16 protein-coding genes are annotated in these 21,071 nt (G+C 71.5%); 7 read left to right on the forward strand and 9 right to left on the reverse strand.

Annotation, left to right across the window (positions count from 1 at the left end; translation table 11 throughout):
* The first annotated feature begins 1 nt into the window (after nucleotide 1).
* Together B7P34_RS20290 and B7P34_RS20295 are read left to right on the forward strand one after the other, a co-directional pair.
* The gene (locus B7P34_RS20290; RefSeq protein ID WP_106678412.1) at nucleotides 2-994 is read left to right on the forward strand and encodes an ABC transporter permease; all 993 of its coding nucleotides are present in this window, start codon (nucleotides 2-4) and stop codon (nucleotides 992-994) included.
* Entirely contained in the window at nucleotides 991-2,718 is a 1,728-nt protein-coding gene (locus B7P34_RS20295; protein WP_106678414.1) for a dipeptide ABC transporter ATP-binding protein, read from the forward strand. The genes B7P34_RS20290 and B7P34_RS20295 overlap by 4 nt, the downstream gene beginning before the upstream one ends.
* Here B7P34_RS20295 and B7P34_RS20300 read toward each other — a convergent pair.
* Nucleotides 2,698-3,597, reverse strand: a complete 900-nt coding sequence (locus tag B7P34_RS20300) for a terpene synthase family protein (protein ID WP_106678416.1) — start codon at nucleotides 3,595-3,597, stop codon at nucleotides 2,698-2,700. The two genes, B7P34_RS20295 and B7P34_RS20300, sit on opposite strands and share 21 nt — an antisense overlap.
* A 655-nt stretch (nucleotides 3,598-4,252) precedes the next feature.
* Entirely contained in the window at nucleotides 4,253-5,281 is a 1,029-nt protein-coding gene (locus tag B7P34_RS20305) for a DUF3533 domain-containing protein (protein WP_106678418.1), read from the reverse strand.
* Between the two features lie 179 nt (nucleotides 5,282-5,460).
* Between B7P34_RS20305 and B7P34_RS20310 the strand changes: the two genes are divergently transcribed.
* From B7P34_RS20310 to B7P34_RS20325, 4 genes are all read left to right on the forward strand, one after another.
* Complete coding sequence (locus B7P34_RS20310; protein WP_106678420.1) at nucleotides 5,461-8,988, forward strand: DNA polymerase III subunit alpha; 3,528 nt, start codon at nucleotides 5,461-5,463, stop codon at nucleotides 8,986-8,988.
* Nucleotides 8,985-10,028 carry a DNA polymerase Y family protein gene (locus B7P34_RS20315; protein WP_106678434.1) on the forward strand — a complete coding sequence of 348 codons (1,044 nt, stop codon included), beginning with the start codon at nucleotides 8,985-8,987 and terminating at the stop codon, nucleotides 10,026-10,028. Before B7P34_RS20310 ends, B7P34_RS20315 begins: the two co-directional genes overlap by 4 nt.
* A gap of 186 nt (nucleotides 10,029-10,214) precedes the next feature.
* Entirely contained in the window at nucleotides 10,215-11,123 is a 909-nt protein-coding gene (locus tag B7P34_RS20320) for an esterase/lipase family protein (RefSeq protein ID WP_106678422.1), read from the forward strand.
* A 56-nt stretch (nucleotides 11,124-11,179) separates the two neighbouring features.
* On the forward strand, nucleotides 11,180-11,686 hold the full coding sequence (locus B7P34_RS20325; protein WP_106678424.1) for a DUF402 domain-containing protein: 507 nt from the start codon (nucleotides 11,180-11,182) through the stop codon (nucleotides 11,684-11,686).
* Between the two features lie 253 nt (nucleotides 11,687-11,939).
* On the opposite strand, the gene B7P34_RS20330 is transcribed toward B7P34_RS20325, so the two are convergent.
* From B7P34_RS20330 to B7P34_RS20360, 6 genes are all read right to left on the reverse strand, one after another.
* On the reverse strand, nucleotides 11,940-12,260 hold the full coding sequence (locus B7P34_RS20330; RefSeq protein WP_106678426.1) for a cupin domain-containing protein: 321 nt from the start codon (nucleotides 12,258-12,260) through the stop codon (nucleotides 11,940-11,942).
* Between the two features lie 237 nt (nucleotides 12,261-12,497).
* Nucleotides 12,498-12,770, reverse strand: a complete 273-nt coding sequence (locus B7P34_RS20335; protein WP_106678428.1) for a hypothetical protein — start codon at nucleotides 12,768-12,770, stop codon at nucleotides 12,498-12,500.
* Complete coding sequence (locus B7P34_RS39925) at nucleotides 12,770-16,291, reverse strand: ricin-type beta-trefoil lectin domain protein (RefSeq protein ID WP_106678430.1); 3,522 nt, start codon at nucleotides 16,289-16,291, stop codon at nucleotides 12,770-12,772. Before B7P34_RS39925 ends, B7P34_RS20335 begins: the two co-directional genes overlap by 1 nt.
* A gap of 275 nt (nucleotides 16,292-16,566) precedes the next feature.
* Nucleotides 16,567-18,942, reverse strand: a complete 2,376-nt coding sequence (locus B7P34_RS20350; RefSeq protein ID WP_286157495.1) for a DUF6531 domain-containing protein — start codon at nucleotides 18,940-18,942, stop codon at nucleotides 16,567-16,569.
* Nucleotides 18,943-19,140: 198 nt separating this feature from the next.
* Nucleotides 19,141-19,353: a DUF397 domain-containing protein gene (locus B7P34_RS20355; RefSeq protein ID WP_223268041.1), complete on the reverse strand. Its 213-nt coding sequence runs from the start codon at nucleotides 19,351-19,353 to the stop codon at nucleotides 19,141-19,143.
* A complete protein-coding gene (locus tag B7P34_RS20360; protein WP_106678432.1) occupies nucleotides 19,350-20,207 on the reverse strand; it encodes a helix-turn-helix domain-containing protein in 858 nt (285 codons plus the stop codon). Before B7P34_RS20360 ends, B7P34_RS20355 begins: the two co-directional genes overlap by 4 nt.
* 203 nt (nucleotides 20,208-20,410) lie before the next feature.
* Here B7P34_RS20360 and B7P34_RS36820 point away from each other — a divergent pair, with 203 nt between their 5' ends.
* Nucleotides 20,411-20,704, forward strand: coding sequence for a hypothetical protein (locus B7P34_RS36820; protein WP_146166873.1), 294 nt, complete (start codon nucleotides 20,411-20,413; stop codon nucleotides 20,702-20,704).
* A 23-nt stretch (nucleotides 20,705-20,727) separates the two neighbouring features.
* Here the strand turns inward: B7P34_RS36820 and B7P34_RS20365 are convergent.
* On the reverse strand, nucleotides 20,728-21,071 hold a 344-nt coding region (locus tag B7P34_RS20365; RefSeq protein WP_223268042.1), incomplete at its 5' end, for a hypothetical protein.

Here is a 21,071-nt window from a genome sequence, read left to right on the forward strand (position 1 = left end):
CATGACCGGCTACCTCCTGCGACGGACCCTGCAGGCCGCGGCGGTGCTCCTCGCCATCACCGCCGCCGCCTTCGGGCTCTTCTACGCCGCCCCCTCCGACCCCGCGCTCATCGCCTGCGGCCCCAAGTGCGACACCGCACAGGTCGAGGCCGTCCGCCACAGCATGGGCCTCGACCAGCCGCTCGCCGGCCAGTACCTCGACTACCTGCGCGGCCTCGTCGCCGGCCGCACCATCAGCGACGTCGACGGCAGCCCCATCGACTGCACCGCCCCCTGCCTCGGCTACTCCTACACCCTCCACCAGCCGGTCCTCGACGCCATCGGCGACCGCTTCCCCGTCACGCTGTCGCTGGCGGGCGGGGCGCTCACGGTGATCGTCGTCCTCGGCATCGGCGCGGGCTTCACCGCCGCACTGCGCCGGGGCACGGCCACCGACCGGCTGCTGTCCGGCTTCACCCTCGTCGGCGCGAGCGTGCAGATCTACTTCCTCGGCTACGCCCTGCAGTACCTGCTCGTCTACTCGACCGGCCTCATGCCGCCGCCCCGCTACGTCCCCCTCGCCGGCGGCCCCGGCGCGTGGGCCGCCGGGCTGCTCCTGCCCTGGCTCGTCCTCGGCTTCGTCAACGCCGCCGTCTTCGCCCGCCTCGCGCGCTCCCAGACGCTGGAGACGATGCACGAGGCGTACGTGCGGACGGCCCGCGGCAAGGGACTCACCGCGCTGCGGGCCCACGCGAAGTACACGGCGCGCGGCGCCGCCGGGCCCCTCGTCCAGCTGCTCGGCCTGGAGGCCGGAGCGCTCTTCGGCGGCGCGTTCATCACCGAGACCGTCTTCGGGCTCGGCGGCATCGGCAAGCTCGCCGTCGACTCCGTCGTCCAGAACGACCTGCCGACGGTCGTCGGCACCGTGCTGCTCGCCGCCTTCTTCGTGGTGGTGTTCGTCGCCCTCGCCGACCTGGTGACGGCCCGGCTCGACCCGAGGGTGAGGCTCGCATGACCCCGGCACCGTCCGCACGGGACCTCCCGGCACTGTCCGTACGGGACCTGACGGTCACCTTCAAGGGGCGGGGCGGTACGGAGACCACCGCCGTGGAAGGCCTCTCCTTCGACCTGGCGCCCGGGGAAGTCCTCGGCCTGGTGGGCGAGTCGGGCTCGGGGAAGTCCACGGTGGGGCTGGCGGCCATGGGGCTCCACGACCCGGCCCGCACGCGGGTGAGCGGGAGCGTGCTGATCGGAGGCGAGGAGGTGGTGGGCGCGCCCGAGTCCGCGGTGCGCGCCCTGCGCGGCTCCCGGATCGCCATGGTCTTCCAGGACGCGCTGGCCGCGCTCTCGCCCTTCCACACGGTGGGCGCGCAGCTGGCGGAGGCGTACCGGGCACACGCCCCGGCGGGGGCGGGGGCGGTCGTGAGCGCCGGCCGCCGCCGGGCCGACGCGCGGGAGAAGGCCCTGGCCATGCTGGAACGGGTCGGCATCCCGGCCGCCCGCGCCCGCGACTACCCGCACCAGTTCTCGGGCGGCATGCGGCAACGGGTGATGATCGCCATGGCGCTGATGAACCGCCCGGACGTGCTGATCGCCGACGAACCGACGACGGCGCTGGACGCGCGCGTCCAGCGCCAGGTCCTCGAACTCCTCGTGGAACTCCGGGAAGAGAGCGGTACGGCCGTGCTGCTCGTCACGCACGACGTGGGCGTCGTCGCCGGGACGTGCGACCGCATGCTCGTCATGCGGGGCGGCCGGGGCCTCGAAGAGGGCCCCACCCGCAAACTCCTGACCGCCGCGGCCCACCCGTACACACGCGCCCTGATCGGCGCGGCACCGACGCTGAACACGGTGCCGGGGACGCGTTTGCCGACGGTCGACGACCCGGTGCCGGTCGCCGCGGCGGGAGGAGGGCTGCCCGGTGGCGCCGGGCGGCAAGAGGCCGCGGCACCCGCACGCCCCCTCGCCGAGGTCGTCGACCTCCACGTGGAGTTCGGAGGCCGCCGGGGGCTCCTTCGGAGAGGGCGCGGCCCCGTACGAGCCGTGCGCGGCGTGAGCCTGCGCATCGGCCCGGGGGAAACCCTCGGCCTCGTCGGGGAGTCCGGGTCCGGGAAGTCGACCACGGCGCGGGTCCTCGCGGGACTGCAGCGGCCCACGTCGGGGGACGTGCGGTTCGACGGCCGGGACATCACCCGCGCCGCGGCCGACACCCGCCTGCGCCGCGAGCTCAGCCGCGACGTACAGCTGGTCTTCCAGGACCCGTACGCGTCGCTCAACCCGCGCCGTACGGTCGAGGAGATCGTCACCACGCCGCTGCGGGTGCACACCGGCCTGGACAAGGGGGAGCGCCGCGCGCGGGCGGCCGAGCTGCTGGAGCAGGTGGGCCTGGGGGCGGCCCATCTGCACCGCTATCCGCACGAGTTCTCCGGAGGCCAGCGCCAGCGCATCGGCATAGCCCGCGCCCTCGCCCTCCGCCCGCGCCTGGTCATCGCGGACGAGCCCGTGTCGGCGCTGGACGTGTCCGTGCAGGCCCAGGTGCTCAACCTGCTCATGGACCTCCGCGCCGAACTGGGCCTGTCCCTGCTGTTCGTCTCGCACGACCTCGCCGTCGTCCGGCACTTCTGCGACCGGGTGGCGGTGATGCGGGCCGGGAGCGTGGTCGAGAGCGGCGCGCGGGACGAGGTCTTCGACGATCCGAAGGCCCCCTACACGCGCGAGCTACTCGCGGCCACGATGTAGGGCGGTGCCCGCGCCGCCGCTCGTGGAGGGGACGGGCGGCGGCGCGGGACGCCGGGGACGCAGCAGGTCCACAGGGACACCGGTGACGTCGTCGGCGAGGAGCAGCCGCCGGGTCTCCCCGGCCGGCCCCTCGCGCGGGGCCCACGCCAGGTGGCCGTCGGCCCAGAGGGAGAGCGCGCGGCTCCAGGCGGCGACGGCGGGGGAGGGCGCCTCGTGTTCGAGACGGGTCAGCGCGCCCCGGAGCGCTTCCCGGGCGGAGCCGCCCCGGGTGAGCACGGCGTACGTGGCTTCGCAGGCGGCCTGAAAGGACGCCAGCTCCCGTACGGGCTCCGCTAATTCGTTTCCGCAGGCGTATGCGACGAGATCGGGCACGGACCGGGACGCGAGCCCGTCCCACGCCCGCCGCCCGGCGGCGCACTCCCGGAAGCGCTCGGTGACCCGGGCGCGCCACGCGGGCGACATCGCGGGCGCGGTCATCCGCCAGACGTCGGCGAGCGCCCGCTGCAGGGCGGTCCGCGGCGGCGGCGTGCGCCCGCCGTCCGGCGGCAGGAAGTCGGGCAGCGCGTCGTACCCGTACGCGCTCTCCTCCTCCCGGTGATGACACCGGTCGTCGAGGGCGTGGAACCACACCAGCCACGCCGAAACCCGCTGCAGCCGCCCGCACTCGGCCTCCGGCGCCACCCGCGCCGCGAACTCCGCCCATCCCGCCCTGCGGAAGCGCCGCTGCGCGGAGAAGGACTGGATCAGCCCGGTCCGCCGCACCCAGCGATCGGTGAACGCGACGGCTTCGTCGAGATGCGGGCTGATCCGGCGAACCAGCCCGGCACCGGACTCGGGGAGCCCGGCGACCGGCGGCCGGAAACGGGGCACGGGGGGCACGGCGTTCCTCAAGGACGAGGGATGGGGAGTCACAGCGTCCACCCCGGCGCCGCGCCGGATCCATGCCCCTGTCCCGTTTGCCAACGGCTCATGAGCGCATCACTGGGCGCGCGGTCCGGACTTGCGCGCCGGGTGGCGGCGTGCGTGACCGCTGGGCCGGTGGACTTCCGGGCCGCTTTGTCACCGGTGCGGCTGAATGGCCGCCCGGATGTGGTGGGGAGACGCTAGGCTGGTTCTTGCCTCGGCTGGCCGGTATCCGGCTGGGGTTGGCCGTAGGGCTGATGTATGAGCGGCCAGGACACACCAAGAAGTAAAGGGCCCTCACCACGGATGGGCGTCCGCGGCGAGGGCAACCGGAAACGATGTTCCGGCCGGAGGCTCCTACTGCAAGCCTCCGGTCACTTCCGGCACATCCACCTCAACAGTTCACGGATCACCGCAGCGACCCGTTCCCGCAGAGGCTTCTTCCGGTGGCGTCCCGTCATAGGGGCGCCCCCCTTTCCCTACGCGGCCATGCCCGGTGGCCGCTCCGGAGGAACCCGGCTGTCCGGGCCCTCCGTGAACCCGACAGCTGTCGGCTCCTCCTGGAAGGGGGGCGCTCCGATCAGGGGCGCCGCAGAGCACATTAGCCGTGAACTGGGATCAACTGCCGCCGCTAGAAGGCGCGTTCACTCTTCGGAGTTCTTTCCTGCCGTTTAAGCACCGCGCACGCCATCGTCACCACCACTCCCGCCACCGCCCACGCACCCAGCACCAGCAGCGACGGGGCGAGCCCGTTGCCGCCGAAGTAGGCGATGGAGCGGGCGGACCAGGTGCCGGCGCCCGGGGGGAGGGCGGGGCCGATGGCGTTCCAGAAGGGGGGCAGGAGGGGGTACGGGTAGGCGCCGCCGGCGCTCGGGTTGCCGAGGACGACCACGATGGCGATGGCCAGTCCGATGCCGACGACCCCGGCCAGCCCCTGGAGGGCGAGCGTCGTCGCGCCGACCGCGAAGACGACCAGCGCTCCCAGGCCCCACAGCCCCGGGATGCTGCCGGGCAGCGCGTCCAGGACGGGGCCCGCGATGACGGCTCCGAACAGGCCGGCGGCCGCCGAGTAGAGGGCGAGGGCGCCGAGCCGGATGACGGCCCGGTGGGAGTTGGCGGGCCGGGCGCCCGCGCTGATGGCGAGGATCGCGGCGCACAGGTAGCCGCCCACGCACCAGCCGACCGCCAGGTAGAACGCGGTCAGGCCGCGGGCGTCGCCGGCCGCGGCGGGTGCGACGTCCTTGACCCGGACCTTGCGCCCCTCCGCCGCCTCGGCGCGGGTGAGCACCGCCTCGGTGGCCTGGGCGAGGGAGGCGCCCGCGCCGCTTGCGACCAGCAGGGTGTCGGTGGTGCCGCGGGGGTCGACGATCAGCGCCGCGTCGAGATCGCGGTTGCGGATCTTCCGGGCGGCCGCGGCCTCGCCGCCGTCCACCGCGCGCGGGGCCAGGGGGTCGCCCGGCAGCCCGTCCAGCCGCTGCACCAGCTGCCCGCTGATCTGCTGCGGGGCGACGACGCCGAGCGCGACGTCCCGCGGCCGGGGGCTGTGGAAGGCGCCCACGTACGAGGCGATGAAGGCGAGCTGGAGGACCAGGGTGCCGATCACCAGGATCGCGGCCCGGCCCGTCACCGCGCTCCGCAGCTCCTGGACGAATGAGGGCATGCCCCGAGCCTGCGGGGTGCGGACGGCCCGCGCAGGCGGTGCGGGCCGTCCGGGTGATCGACGCCCACGCCCGGGGCACCCGCCGCACACGTGTTCGTACGAATGTTCGAGAGTGTGGTTTATGGTGGATGGAGAGGGCGGTTTTCGGCCAGGGGGTGACAGGAACGGCAGGAGGTGCGATGACCGGGCTCAACACGTTCACGCACCTGCACACCGCGTCCGGCTTCTCGATGCGGTACGGGGCCACGCACCCCGAACAGCTGGCTGAGCGCGCCGCAGAGCGCGGCATGGACGCCGTCGCCCTCACCGACCGCGACACCCTCGCCGGAGCGGTCCGGTTCGCCACGGCGAGCGCCAAGGCCGGGGTGCGCCCGGTGTTCGGCGTGGACCTGGCCGTACGGGACGACCCGCCGCAGCCGTCGCAGCCGTCCGCGCACAGCCGCCCCCGCACCCCCGTGCGCGGCGGCGCCTTCGTCGACGAGTCCGCGCCCCGCGCGGTCTTCCTCGCCCGGGACGGCGCGCGCGGCTGGGCCGCCCTGTGCGGGCTGGTCTCCGCGGCCCACGCGAACACCGGCGCCCACGCGAACACCGGCGCTCACACGAACGCCGTCGCCCGCCTCCCCGAGCTCACCCGCGCGGACCTCGCGGCCGCCGCCCCCGGCATCCGCACCCCCCTGCACGTCCTCCTCGGCCCCGGCTCCGAGCCCGGCCGCGCCCTCGCCGCCGGCCGCCCGGACCGGGCCGCCCGGCTGCTCGCGCCCTGGCGGGAAATGTTCGGTGACGCCCTGCGCCTGGAGGTCGTCTGCCACGGCCGTACCGGCACCGGTCCCGGCTCGCTGCGCCTCGCCGCCCGTACCGCCGGCTTCGCCGCCGACCAGGGCGTCCCCGCCGTCCTCAGCAACGCCGTGCGCTACGCCGACCCCGGTCAGGGGCCCGTCGCCGACGTCCTCGACGCGGCCCGCCGGCTGGTCCCGATCGACCCCCGCAGGCCGGAGTCCCTCGACAGTGGCGAGCGCTGGCTCAAGGGGCCCGCCGCCATGGCCGCCCTCGCCGAGCGGGTCGCGGAGGCCGCGGGGCTCGGCCGGGACGCGGCCCGCCGGCTGCTCGCCACGACCGAGGAGACCGCCGCCGCCTGCCTGGTCGACCCCGAGGACGACCTGGGGCTCGGCCGCGTCCACTTCCCCGAGGCGCACCTGGTCGGCGCCGGTCACCGCACCGCCGACCGCGTGCTGCGCTCCCGCTGCACGGCGGGCATGGTGCTGCGCGGCTACGACCGCAAGCGCCGCTACCGGGAGCGGCTGGAGGACGAGCTGGCGATCATCGCCGGGAGGGGCCTCGCCTCGTACTTCCTCACCGTCGCCCGGGTCGTGGACGACACCCGAGCCCTCGGCGTCCGGGTCACCGCCCGCGGCTCCGGCGCGGGCTCCCTGGTCAACCACCTGCTCGGCATCGCCCACGCCGACCCCGTCGAGCACGGCCTGCTGATGGAGCGCTTCCTGTCCGTCCACCGCAAGGCGCTGCCCGACATCGACGTCGACGTGGAGTCCGCGCGCCGCCTGGACGTCTACCGCGCGATCTTCGACCGCTTCGGCGCGGACCGGGTCGCGACCGTCGCCATGCCCGAGACGTACCGCGTCCGGCACGCGATCCGGGACGTGGGCGCGGCCCTCGGCAAGGACCCGGCCGAGGTGGACCGGCTCGCCAAGGCGTTCCCGCACATCCGCGCCCGTGACGCCCGCGCGGCGCTGGCCGAGCTGCCCGAGCTGCGCGCGGTGGCCGCGGAGGACCACGGCCGGCTGTGGGAGCTGGTCGAGGCGCTGGACGGGCTGCCGCGCGGCGTCGCCATGCACCCGTGCGGCGTGCTGCTGTCGGACGCGTCCCTGCGCGCCCGTACGCCCGTCGTGCCGACCAGCGGCGAGGGCTTCCCCATGGCGCAGTTCGACAAGGACGACGTGGAGGAGCTCGGGCTGCTCAAGCTCGACGTGCTGGGCGTGCGGATGCAGTCCGCGATGGCGCACGCGGTGGCCGAGATCGAGCGGGCCACCGGGCGGCACCTCGACCTCGACGACCCCGCGGACGTGCCGCCGGGCGACCCCCGCACGTACGAGCTGATCCGGTCGGCCGAGACGCTCGGCTGCTTCCAGATCGAGTCGCCGGGCCAGCGCGACCTCGTCGGCCGGCTGCAGCCCGAGACCTTCCACGACCTCGTGGTGGACATCTCCCTCTTCCGGCCGGGCCCGGTCGCGGCCGACATGGTGCGGCCCTTCATCGAGGCTCGGCACGGCCGCGCCCCCGTGCGCTACCCGCACCCGGAACTGGAGGACACGCTGCGCGAGACGTACGGCGTGGTCGTCTTCCACGAGCAGATCATCGAGATCCTGCGCATCATGACCGGCTGCGACCGGAGCTTCGCGGACGAGACGCGCCGCGCGCTGTCCGACCCGCGGCTGGTGGGGCGGGTGCGCACGTGGTTCGGGCGGGAGGCGGCGAGGCTCGGCCGCTCGCCGGAGTCCGTGCGCCGCACCTGGGAGATCGTGGAGGCGTTCGGCAGCTACGGCTTCTGCAAGGCGCACGCCGTCGCGTTCGCCGTGCCCACCTACCAGTCGGCGTGGCTGAAGGCCCATCACCCCGCGGCCTTCTACGCGGGGCTGCTCACCCACGACCCGGGGATGTACCCCAAGCGGCTGCTGCTCGCGGACGCGCGCCGGCGCGGCGTGCCGATCCTGCCGCTGGACGTGAACCGGTCGGGTACGGCCTATATGATCGAACTGGTGTCCGATCGTGAAGGTGGCGGCGGCGGTGTCTGGGGGCTCCGCATGGCCCTCTCCGACGTGCAGGGCATCGGCGAGGCCGAGGCCGCGCGCATCGCGGCCGGCCGCCCGTACACCTCCCTCCCCGACCTGTGGCACCGCGCCCGGCCCGCCCGGCCCGTCGCCGAACGCCTCGCCCGGGTCGGGGCGCTGGACGCCTTCGGCGGCAACCGCCGCGACCTGCTCCTGCACATCGCCGAACTGCACCGCGGACACGGGCGCGCCCGCGGGCACGGGGGCCCGGACCAGCCCACCCTGATCGACAGCGCGCGGGCCGAGCCCCTCGGCCTGCCCGACCTCGACGCGGAGGAGCGGCTCGGCGCCGAGCTCGGCGTGCTCGGCATGGACGCCTCCCGGCACCTGATGTCCGACCACCGGGCGTTCCTCGCCGAGCTGGGCGTCATCCCCGCCCGCCGGCTGCAGGACGCCCGGCACGGCGAAACGGTCCTGGTCGCGGGCGCCAAGGCCGCCACCCAGACCCCGCCGGTCCGCTCCGGCCGCCGCGTCATCTTCACCACCCTCGACGACGGCACGGGCCTGGTCGACTGCGCCTTCTTCGACGACAGCCACCCCGCCTGCGCGCACACCGTCTTCCACTCCTGGCTGCTGCTCGTCCGTGGCGTCGTCCAGCGCCGCGGGCCGCGCAGCCTGAGCGTGGTGGGCGCGGCGGCGTGGGACCTCGCGCAGCTGACGAAGCTCCGCGCGGAGGGCGGCCTGGAGGCGGTGGCCTCGGTGCTGGCCGCCCCCGCTGCGGCTCCCGGGACCGCGGGCCCGGACCGCCGCATCCGCCTGTCCACCGGCTACGCCATGCACCCGTGGGCGGACCTGCAGCCCGCGGGCGAGGGAGCGGCCACGGGCCGCAAGCTGTGGCACGCGAGTCCGGGGAGCGCGGGATGAGCGCCCGGGCGCGGCTCGCCGCGGTGCCGGACCCGCCCGCACCCACGGTGCTGTACGTCCACTTCCACGCCGGGGCGGGCGCGCCCCTGGGCGAGGAGACCTACGACGGGCTCCTCGTGCTGCTCGCCGAGGTCAGCCCCGTCGTGCAGGCGGTCCCGCCGGACGCGGCGCTCGTGGAAGTCCGCGGCGCCACCCGCTACTTCGGGCAGGGCCCCGCCGGGCTCGCCGCGCTCGTACGCGTACGGGCGCTCGCCCGGTACGGGGCCGACTGCACGGTCGGCATCGCGGGCAATCCGATGCTGGCCCGGATGGCCGCGCACGACGGCCCGCCCGGCGCGGTGCGCACGCTCCCCGGGGACCCGGCCGCCGTCGCCGCGTTCCTCGCGGGCAAGCCGGCCGCGGCCCTGTACGGCGTGGGCCCGGCCACCGCCCGCACCCTGTCCACGTACGGGCTCGGCACCGTCGGCCGGATCGCGGCCGCGCCGCTGCCCGCGCTGCAGCGGATCCTCGGGCCCGTGGCGGGCCGGCGGCTGCACGAGCGGGCGCACGGCATCGACCCGACCCCCGTCACGCCGGGGGCGCGGGCCCGTTCGGCGGCCGCGGAACACCGCTTCGAGCGGGACGAGCTGGACGCCGACCGGCGCCGCCGCGCGCTGCTGGCGCTCGCCGACGGGCTGGGCGGCCGGCTGCGGGAGAGCGGGCAGGTAGCGCGCGGCCTGACCCTCACCGTGCGGTACGCCGACGGCTCGGTGACCACCCGCTCCCGGACCTTCGCCGAACCGACCGCGCACACCCCCGAGCTGACCGCGACCGCGTACGCGCTGCACGACGCGCTCGGGCTGCAGCGCGCCCGGGTCCGGGCCGTGGCGCTGCGCGCGGAGGGGCTCGGCGAGGCCGGGTCCGCCGCGCACCAGCTGTCCTTCGACCCGGCCGACGAGAAGGCGCGCCGGATCGAGGCGGCCGTGGACCGGGCGCGGGCCCGCTTCGGGCCGGGAGCGGTGGGGCCGGCGGCGGCGCTGGGCAGGCGGGCCGTGGCCTGAAATGCGTTACGGATCAAGGTATTCCACATAAAGAACGTGTGTCGGATTCCTTGACCGATCAAGGCGTGCCACGCATCCTTACTGGAACGTAAGTTAACGCTCTTTCAGTAAACCACGGTTCCGGGCCACCCGTGCGCCCACCGTCAGTGATCACCCCCCACCAGCCCCCACCAGCGAGGTGTTCATATGAAGCTGCCCTGGAGACCCCTGCGCACCCTGCTCCCCGCGCTGGCCCTCGCCCTCTCGGCCGCCGCCCTCACCGCCCCCGGGGCGGCGGCCGCTTCGTCTGACGATTCCCGCGCCTCCCAGGCCGCCGCCGGCGCCGCGACCGGCGGCGGCAGTGGCTGGAACGACTACTCCTGCAAGCCGTCGGCCGCCCACCCGCGCCCCGTCGTCCTCGTGCACGGCACCCTGGGCAACTCCGTGGACAACTGGCTCGTCCTCGCGCCCTACCTGAAGAACCGCGGCTACTGCGTCTTCTCCCTCGACTACGGCAAGCTGCCCGGCGTACCGCTCTTCTACGGCCTCGGCCCGATCGCGAAGTCGGCCGAGGAGCTCTCCGCGTACGTCGACAAGGTCCGCGACGCCACCGGCGCCGACAAGGTGGACATCGTCGGCCACTCCCAGGGCGGCGCGATGCCGCGCTACTACCTCAACTTCCTGGGCGGCAAGGACAAGGTGAACTCCCTCACCGGCATCGCCCCCAACAACCACGGCACGACGCTGTCGGGCCTGGTCACCCTGATGGACAAGATCCCCGGCGCCCGCAACGCGCTCGGCGGCCTGACCCCCGGCCTCACCGACCAGGCGCTCGGCTCCGACTTCCTCAAGAAGATGAACTCCGTCCCCGACACCGTGCCGGGCGTCCGCTACACGGTCATCGCGACCAAGTACGACGAGGTCGTCACGCCGTACACCTCCGGCTTCCTGACCGGCCCCGACGTGCGCAACGTCCTGCTCCAGAACCTCTGCGCCGTGGACTTCTCCGAGCACATCGCGATCGGCACCGTCGACCGCGTCGTCGCGCACGAGGTCGCCAACGCCCTCGACCCGGCCAATGCGACGCCGACCACGTGCGCCTCGGTGATCGGCTGAGGCGACGGCTAAAACCAGTGGCCTCAGGCCCTGGCCATGGGGAACCCTCGAACCCCATGAGCACCGCAAGCACCCCGTTGAAGGCCGGCAGTGACGTAACGGTCACCCTGGTCAAGGAGTCCCGGTCCGGCATCGGTTACCCCGCGGTCGTCGTACGCGACGACGGCACGCACGCCGTCGTGCGCGCGCCGTGGGCGGCCCCGGCGGACCGGGACTTCGGCTTCGTCCGCTTCGAGCGCGGCGACGTCTTCACCGAGCACTACTGGCGCGACCGCTGGTACGCGGTCAAGGAGGTGCGCGCCGCCGACGGCACCCTGAAGGGCTGGTACTGCGACATCACCCGCCCCGCCGAGATCACCCCGGGCGCCGTCGTCTCCACCGACCTGGACCTCGACCTGTGGGTCTCGGCCGACGGAGCCACCGTGCTCCGCCTGGACGAGGACGAGTTCGAGGAGAGCGGCCTGGAACGGCGCGACCCCGACGCGGCGGCGAAGGCCCGCGCGGCCCTCGACGAGCTGGAGGAACTGGCACGCGGCGGCGGGCTGACGGGTCTGCTGGACTAGCGGTACGGGGAAGGGCCGGCCACGGCTCAGCCGACCGGCCCCCTGGGTCACGCAGACGGCAGGATCACCCGCCGCAATTGCACGGGCCACCGTTCTGGCATCCGCAGCTGCAGCCCGGACCACAGGTGCAATCGGCGGCGGGCGCCGCAACAGGCTCGTGAACGGTCATGGTCAACTGCCTCCTTCGACGCGGAGTAGGACTTCCATGGTCCAGCGAACACCCGGATCCGGGCACGGACAAGGCACGTTGCGGTCAAGCCGCGGCGGGGGTGCGCTCCTCCAGCTCGACGATGACGAGCGTGCCCCGGCTCCCGGGCCGGACCGCGTGCCGCGTCCCCGCGGGCACGACGAAGAGCTCACCCGCCCTGACGGTCACCGTCCCGCCGTCGAGGCCGAGTTCGAGCCGTCCGTCGAGGACGAGCAGTGCTTCCGGAGCGTCGTGGCTCTCCTCCTCCACGGGCAGCTCACTCATGCGCAGCACCTTGATGCAGGCGGTCCCGACGCGCCCCAGCACACGGGACCGCCATGCGGCGGGGAGGGCGGCAGCGGTGTCGCTCAGATTGATCACTGTCATGCGGCAGACACTAGGTGCCCTGCAGGAACGGTTGGTCGACCGTCGGGTAAAGGATCGGCCGACAGGCTGAGGGCTGCTCAGCCCGCCCCTTGCCGTGTGATCTCGCCGGGCTGCGCCGGGTGGTTCAACCCGGCGCAGCCCGTGGCATGCAACGTGACCTGCTCAGTTGGGGCGGGTACGGCTTATGGAGACCATGAGCTACGTCATGGCGATTTTCGAATGGCCAGCTGAACAACCCTAATCGTCAAACAGGTTGAGCTGAGCCGACTCAAGGGCCCCGAGCAGCCGGACCTCTCCGGTCTCGCCATCCACACAGACGTACCCAGTGCCAATGATCATGTCGGAAATCTGATGGGACTTGAGGTAGGCAGCCGACTGGCAACCGAAGTAGAAGTTCCCTCCCGCCTGGGTTTGGTACTCCTCGTCCAATACGAGAGGAATACCGGGCTTCTTTGCTTCTTCTGCTAGGAATTCTTCGGCCAGCTCGGCCGCTTGCTCGAAACTTAGCATTAGTCCGTCCTCAAGAGTGCGAAAGATCTCCACGAAGCGACGTCGGCATGCCCGCTCTGGCCATCGATGAAGATGACATCCCCCTTGGTGTTCACGACATTGAAGACGTGTGCCTGCCTACCCTTCTGCCCGTACACGATACCTCGGGCACCGTGTCCGGCAGTCTTGATCTCGCGAACGATTCCGGAGAGGGTGGCCGGCTTGAACTTCCGCCCTCCGTAGAGGTTCTCAAGGGGCGTAAGAGGGCCTCTGCCCAGGCCTCCGGGTGCCGATGACGGAGCTCCTTCAGCGAGCAAACGATCGACGGCTACCGCGCAAGCACGGCAGTTATCCCCGCCCTGCTGGGGATTCACCAGCTCCTTGAGTTGAGGGGTTATCGGAGTCTTGTACGGGATGCCGCCATAGCCCGAGGTCACTCCTCCTCCCGGCCCGAAGCGTAGATTGCCCACTTCGATTTCCGTGACCTCGGGCAGTACTGCTGCCCGTTGCCACCCAGTGAGACCGCCAAGGCCCATGGCCGCGATCTGCTGTGTGATTTCGTCGCCGGCCTTGTCATAGCGGTCCGCGAGCGCCTCGCACCCCTGGTCTCGGAACATCTCAGCCGCGCGGTAGAGGCGGTAGGCAGGTCGGGCCGGGAGGTATTTGTCGACGAAGCCACCGGCGCCGCCGTTCTCGCCCCGGAGGGCGCTGTAGAGGTCGCCGAAAACCTCAAAGGGGAGCTTGAGGCCTTCCAGGAAGCCTTCTCCGAAGGTCTTCAGGCCTTCACCGAGAGACTTGACGTGCGCGTCCGGGGCGTCTGGGGCGTCAGGAGTCAGGCCGGTCGGGTCGGTCCAGCGGGTCGGGGTGTTGTCGGCGTAGGCGTAGGCCGAGACGGCGGGACTGCCCACCGGACGGGTGACGGGGTCGGTGGTGGTGAGGCGGCCGGTCGTGGGGTCGTAGTTGCGGGCGCGCAGGTAGTAGCCCGCGGCGCTGGTGGTGGGTTCGGTGTACGCGCCGGTATAGGTGAAGGCGTTGGCCGGCGGGTTCGGGGCGACGTCGGTTCTCGTGGTCTCGCCGTACGCGGTGTAGCTGTAGCGGATGCGGGGAGCGCCACCGGCGTCGGTGATGTCGGTGACGGAACCGAGCTGGTCGTGGTGGTACTGGTAGGCGTTCCCGCCTGCGGACTGGGTCTGGAGCTGTCCGAGCGGGTTGTACTGGTAGTCGGCGGTCATGCTGCCGTCGGCGTTGTACTCCGCGCCGATGGTCGCGAGGGATCCGTTGATGTCCCAGGACGTGGTGCGGAGGGCCGTGCTGCCCTTGGCCGCCTTGGTGCGGTTGCCGTCGGCGTCGTAGGTGTACGTGTAGGTGTCCGTGCCGGCGGTGATCGCGGTCAGCTGATTGCTGGCGTCATAGATGAAGGTGTTGCTGCCGTCCGAGGTCTGGTTGCCGTCGGCGTCGTAGGAGTACTTGCGGGTGGACGATCCGGTGGTGACGGTGGCGAGCTGGTCGGCGTCGTCATAGGTGTAGCCGGTTGTGGTGCCTGCCTTGGCCTGGGTCTTGCGGTTCCCGACGGCGTCGTAGGTGTACACGGTGGCGGCGGTGGTGTCCGGGCAGGCCGTGTTCTGCGTGGTGGAGGTGCAGTCGGTGAGCAGCCGGCCTGCGTCGTCGTAGGTGTAGTACTGGTAGTTCGGGGCCTGTCCGGCGCGGGTTGCTGTGATACGGACAGGACGGCCGGTGTCGTCGAGTGCGAGCTGCCGGCCTGCGAGGATCTTGTCGCCTTTGGAACTGGTGATGGAGGTCAGCCGGCCGGCGTTGTCGTAGGCGCGGTTTTCCGAGTGCCCGTTGGTGGCGGGCAGGGTCGTGCCGGTGAGGTGGCCTGCGGGGTCGTAGTCGTAGAGGACGGACCCTGCGGTGCTGGACTGGCTGGTCCTGCGGCCCTCGGCGTCGTGGCTGTACTGGACCGTCGTCACGGCGGCCGAGCGCTTGGGCAGTGACCAGCGCTGTGCGGTGGTGCCGTTGCAGCCCCAGAGCTGAAGTTTGCTGCCGCGTGTAGTGCTGGCACCGGGGATATCAATGCATTTGCCGGAAGCGCTGTGCAGCAGGCTGCCGTCGTCGCGCAGTGACCACTGCTGGCCCTGATCACCTGTGCACGTGGCTAGTTGAACGGCACTGGCATTGCCGGTGCCGGCCGGTGCGGCGCACTTGCCCAGTGCCTTGAACTGACCGCCTTCCAGCGTCCACCGCTGGGCGGCAGTTCCGTTGCACGACCATGTCTGCAGGGCCGTGCCGTCAGCGCTCAGACCACCCGCAATATCCAGGCACAGGCCGGCAAGTCCTGTCACAGGGCCGGGCGGCCTCGGCAGCGCCCAGCGCTGTGCGGTGGTGCCGTTGCAGTCCCAGAGCTGGAGCTTAGTGCCACGTGTCGTGCTGGACCCGGGAATGTCGATGCATTTACCGGAGGCGTTGTGCAGCAGGCTGCCGTCGTCGCGGGCCGTCCACTGCTGCCCCTGATCGGCCGTACACGCGGCCAACTGCACCGCGCTGGCATTGCCCGTGCCCGTTGTTATGACGCACTTGCCCAGCGCTTTGAGCTGACCGCCTTCCAGCGTCCACCGCTGGGCGGCAGTTCCGTTGCACGACCATGTCTGCAGGGCCGTGCCGTCAGCGCTCAGACCACCCGCAACATCGATGCACAGGCCCGCGAGACCTGTCACCGGGCCGGACTGGCTCAGGCCGTCGATCGTGCGGGAGGTCAGATGACCGGCGTCGTCGTAGGTGTAGCTATAAGAGCCCTTTCCGGACCCGGGGGTGACGGTGCTGAGCCTTCCGTTGGTGTCGTACCCCAGGGTTCGCGTGCCCGTGGCATCAGTGATCGTCTGGCGGCGTCCGAGGGCGTCATATGTGGCTGACAGCGGCTGCGTGAAGTCGCTGTACGTCACGGCTGTCGCCAGGCCGCGTGCGTCAAAGGCGGTTGTGGTGGTGATGCCCCGCGCGTTGGTGGCTTTCGTCAGGTTGCCGTCGGCGTCGTAGCCGAAGGTCTTCTTGCGGCCGAGCGGGTCAGTGATCGAGCTCTGCTGTCCGGCGTCGTCGTACTCGTACGTGGTGATGCGGCCATTGGGATCCTTGCGGGTGGCCACGTCGCCGGCCGCGTTGTACGTGTAGGTGGTGGCTGCGCCGTCCGGGCCGATGACCTTGCTGATGCGGCCCAGCGCATCGTGCTCGGTCCTGGTCTGCCGGCCCAGCTCGTCGGTCGCCGCCACGGCACGGTTCGCGGCGTCATAGGTCGTGCTGGTGACCTTGCCCAGGGGGTTGGTCACCTTGGTGCGGTTGCCTGCGAGGTCGTAGCCGTAAGTGGTCCTGAACTTCTCCGGATCAGCGCCCGAGGTGTTGCCCCGCGGGTCGGTCTCCGAGGCGAGGCGGCCGTCGTCGTCGTAGGTCCAGGTGGTCTTGTTACCCAGCGGGGACGTACGGCTGATGCGATTGCCGTCGGGGTCGTAGCCGAAGGACGTGACGTTGTTCAGCGGGTCGGCGGAGGCCGTCATCAGGCCGGTGTCGGAATAGCTGTACCAGCTGACTTTGCCGGTCGCGTCCGTGCGGGTCAGGACGTTGTCGTTGCCGTCGTAAGTCGTCCTGGTCGTTTCGCCGAGGGCGTTGGTAAGGGATGTGGGCCGGCCCAGTGCGTCGTACGCGGTTGTCGTGACGGCGCCGCTCGGGTCGGTGACGGAGATGCGCCGGCCTGCTGCGTCGTAGCCGAAGCTGGTGGTGAAGGCTGCGGGATCGGAGCCGCTGGTATTGCCTCGGGGCGTGACCGTACTGATCAGCCGGTTCGCCTTGTCATAGGCGTGGGTGGTCTTGTTGCCCAGCGCATCGGTGACCGAGAGGAGGTTGCCGGCGGCGTCGTACGTGCGCGTCTCGGACTTGCCTGCCGGGTTGGTGGTCTTCGTGAGACGGCCCGAGACGTCGTCCGCTCCGCGGGGTCCGTCACCGAGGTGAGGCGGCCTGCGTCGTCGTAGCCGTATGCGGTGGTACCGCCCAGCGGGTCGGTGGTGCTGCTGAGAAGGCCGCGGCTGTCGTAGGAGTACGTGGTGGTGAAGGCCTTCGGGCCAGCGCCCGTCGCGTTGCCGCGAGGGTCGGTGACGGCCGTCACCCGGCCCATCGCGTCGTAGCGGAAAGTGGTCTTCTCACCCAGCGGACTGGTGACGGAGGTACGGTTCCCCGCCCCGTCGTAGGCATAGGTGGTCTTCTTGCCCTGCGGTGTCGTGACGCCGGCGAGCGCGCCGCGCTCGGTGTAGTCGTAGGTGACCTTGCCGCCCGAGGGGTCGGTGCTGGTGGTGATCCGGTTGGCGGAGTCGTAGCCGTATCTCCAGGTCTTGCCCCGGCTGTCGGAGTGGCTCGCGATGTTTCCGGCCGAGTCGTAGGTCCACGTTTCCGCCAGGCCCACCGAGGACGGCGACTTCCGCATGGTCATGCGGCCGGCGCTGTCGTAGGTCATCTCCGTGGTGTTGCCGAGCGCGTCAGTGATCGATACGGGCCGGAGGTTGCGGTCGTAGCTGTACTCGACCTTCTTGCCGTACGGGTCGATGCTGGCCATCAGCACGTTCCCGGAGTACACGTCGGTCCACACCCCACCGCTGCGGTCCGTGGTGTGGACGTCACGGTTGTCGGACCTGGTGAACGTGGTGGTCTTGCCGAAGCTGTCGGTCTGGGAGACGACCCGCCCGTCGTTGTCGTAGGTGTTCGTCACCTTTCCGCCACCGCGGCCTGTGGCGGTGACAAGACGCTTGTTCGCGTCATGGGTGTAGGACGAGGTCTTACCGGCCTGGTCGGTGACGGAGGTCAGCAGACCGCCGGTGTAGCTGTACGAGACCGAGGTGCCGTCCGGTAGCGCCACCTTGGTCAGCAAGCCTGCGGCGTCGAGGGTGAAGGGGATGGTCCGTCCCGCGGCGTCCTTGACGGAGGCGAGCCGGCCCGAGGCGTAGTCCAGGCTCAGCCCTTGCCCGCTGCGATCGGTGACAGAGGTGAGCAGGCCGGCACCGTTGTACGTGCGGCGGGTGAGATCCGGGCTGGTGACGGTATAGGTGCCCCCGGATTTGGCCAGCTTCAGCGCGGAGCCTGCCGGGGCGGTGTAGGAACCTCCTGATCGCTCTTTGAAGACAATCCGGGCGCCGTCCGATTCCTGCAGCGTGGCACTGCCGTCGGCGGCTGCCGTCAGCTTGGAATCGAAGGGTGTGGACCAGCCCCTGCCCAGGAGCCCGGCAGCGGACGAGTCGGACCGGTAGGTCCGGTCCAGGGAGAATGGCGTTCCGGCGCCTACGAGCGTGGCATCGGTGTTCCGGTCGTAGAACATGCCAGTGGCGGTGTTGACCGGATCCGCCCGGTACGTCTGCCCGTAACACGTGCAGCTTCCGGCCTGCGCGCCCGGGATGTCGGGGGTGTAGAACGCCTCGACGAACGGCGATGTTGTTCCGGTCGGGCTCGCCGAGCCGTCGGTGCCCTCTAGGAAGATCCAGGCGTAGTACTTCTTGCCGTCCTCCAGATGCCCGCCCAGCGAGCTGGAGGTCCACCAGAAGCACTGGTTGTCGGGGTAGGGGTTAGACGGGCCGGATGGCCACCAGCCGTAGCACCAGACACCGTTCTCCAGGTACTTCCCGACCGGATCGTCAGCATCCCGCCGTTTGATCTCCTGCTGGTGAACCGGCCGCTTCTGCTCATCCAGGACATACAGCCACAGCCCCGAGACAGAGGAAGCCGGGACAGACGAGAACTGCAGGTGACCGCCGATGGCCAGCGTGCCTGGGTAGGCAACCGCAAATGACGACACCCAGTCAGGGTTGGGAACGCCTGCAGGAGCCGGAGCACGCGCTAAAGAGCTCCCCGAACCTCTCGCCGCGGGGCCGTTCTTCAGCGGCCTGTCCGGCTTCTCGCCCGGATGCGCTGACGGCTCCGACGCCCTGGGGCGGACGAACTCGCGCATCGGCGAGTAGCTGCCCCGCGAGCTGCTCACCTGCTTCTTGCGCTCCGCCAGCGACATGGCCCTCGGAGGCTTCGGGACCGCCCGCGCCTTCAGCGGGCTCGCACCCTGGACCACTTCCTGCCACTGCGGCACCGCGGCAGCAGCCTCGCCGACTCCCGCAGTCATTAACAACACCAGCGCCAGCACGTGGACGACGCCACGCCGTGCGGCTGTGAACATGAGCAACCCCCCACTCTGATGAACCGCAGAGATCATCAAACGTGGGAGGGGGAACCCACAGCGGGATTCGAACGAATGGCCGATATGTGGTGGTCGAGCAGCGCATGTGGGCCGGCGGCGCACCGGGTACGGAACTCCACCGGCTCGCGGTCGCGAGCGGCGTACAAGTGACCCGAGAAGGCGGAGCGGGCTCCGCCGTCAGACGGCGCCCTTGAGGTGGGACACGAAAGCGGCCCACGCTCTGGTGGGGAAGACCAGGGCGGGGCCGTCGGGGGTTTTGCTGTCACGGACGGGGACGGCGCCGGTGACGCCGTCGGCTATCTGTATGCAGTCGCCTTGGTGGCCGCTGTACGTGCTTTTGCGCCAGGTGAGGCTTCCGGAGGCCGTCTCTTGCAGGTCGGGGTACCTCACTCCAGATCCTTTATGACGTGTGCGATGAGGTCACGCGATGCCGCCGCGCTGAGCGCGGTTGCGCAGATGTTCTCGAACAGCTGGCTGTAGGTCGTCAGGTCGGACTTCCGCTCCAGCTGAATGCTACTCGTGTGGGACTCGGTGTACACGACGTCGAGATCGCTCCGGACGGGGAACTGAAGGATCACGAACGATCCCGTCATCCCGGCGTGCGCACCCGCCGCGAACGGCAGTACCTGCAAGGTGATGTGGGGTTCGCCGGATGCCTCCAAGAGGTGGCGGAGCTGCTGGGCCATGGTCTGCGGGCCGCCGATCGCCCGGCGGAGTGCCGCTTCGTCGAGGACCACCCGTAGGTCGAGCGGATCGCTGCGGCGCAGTGCGGCGTTCTGCCGGGCGAGCCGGACGCTCACCAAGGCGTCGATCGCGTTCGGCGTCAAGTCCGGCTGAAGCGCACCGAGTACTGCCCGGGTGTAGTCAGCGGTCTGGAGCAGACCAGGGATCAGTGTGTCGCGGAAGTTCCTCATGGACGTCGCGTCCGCCTCAAGGGCGATGTACGACGCATACCGCTTGCTGATCACGTCGGCGTAGGGCGTCCACCACATCCGTTGCCTGCCCTCCGCGGCGAGTGCGGAGAGCGCGGCCCGGGCGTCGGCGGCGGAGACCTCGTAGGCGTCCAGCACGGAGGGGACCTCGTGGGTGCGGATGCCGGAGCGTCCGTTTTCCACCCGGCTCACTTTGGACTGGGGCCAGCCGATGCGCTCGGCCATTTCACTGGTCGTGAGCCCCAACCCCTCGCGGAGCTGGCGCAGTTCGGCGCCGAGAATCCGGCGGCGCACAGTGGGCAGCGCGGGCACTTCGAACCTCCGTGGGTGGCCGTGTGGCGCTCAGTGTGCCGTAGGAGCCGACGGCTGCAGCCAACGTTCACACGTTCCGATGCACTTTCACGGTTCGCGTTGCTTGCTGCGAGCGGGGTGTGCATGCTTCTGGCCAGAAGAAGACCCCGGCGGTCGCGGCAACGACCCCGGGGCGTGGTCAACGCTGCCCAAGGAGCGTTAACGTGCGCCAGTTTATCGCCCGATGCACGGCATGGTTCCGGGCCTTCGGGTTCGGAACCCATGCCCGTGAAGAAGCCGCCCCCGAGTTCGTGCCGATCCAGGCGCCCGAACCACCCCCGTCGTCCCCCTCCTGCAACGTCTACCTCTGGGCGACCGCTCACGGGATCGACCTCAGCTACCCCGGCCCGCTGGGCTCCTGCACCTGTGCCGCCAAGCCGCACCCCGAGCCGTCGCCATCCGAAGCGCTCCGTGCCAAGGTGCGGGAGGCCAACGAAGCCAGTCGCTGGGGGAAGTGAACCGCGTCGGGGGCGCCCCCCGCTCACGCCTCGCCGCGGACGCGCCCCCGCCCCCGCCGCCCCGACAGCGTCGTGAAGCCCCACGACAGCCCCGCCAGTACCACCGGTATCAGCAGCAGGACCCCCGAGAACGCCAGGACCCCCGCCGTCAGCAGGGCGCTGGCCACCGCTGCCGGCCACAGCCACGTCCGTCGCGGCAGCAGGGCCAGCGCCGAGAGGAGGCCGGCCAGGGTGACCGAGGCCAGGCAGGTGGACGTGGCGCGCATCAGGCCGTCCAGGTCGCCGCCGCCGAGCCGGGCCGCGGCGCCGACCGCCGCGCAGGCGACGGCCAGCACGGCCAGGCTGCGCCGCGGCACCTCGCCGGGGG

The organism is Streptosporangium nondiastaticum, from assembly GCF_003011965.1.
Lineage (GTDB): Bacteria > Actinomycetota > Actinomycetes > Streptomycetales > Streptomycetaceae > Streptomyces > Streptomyces nondiastaticus.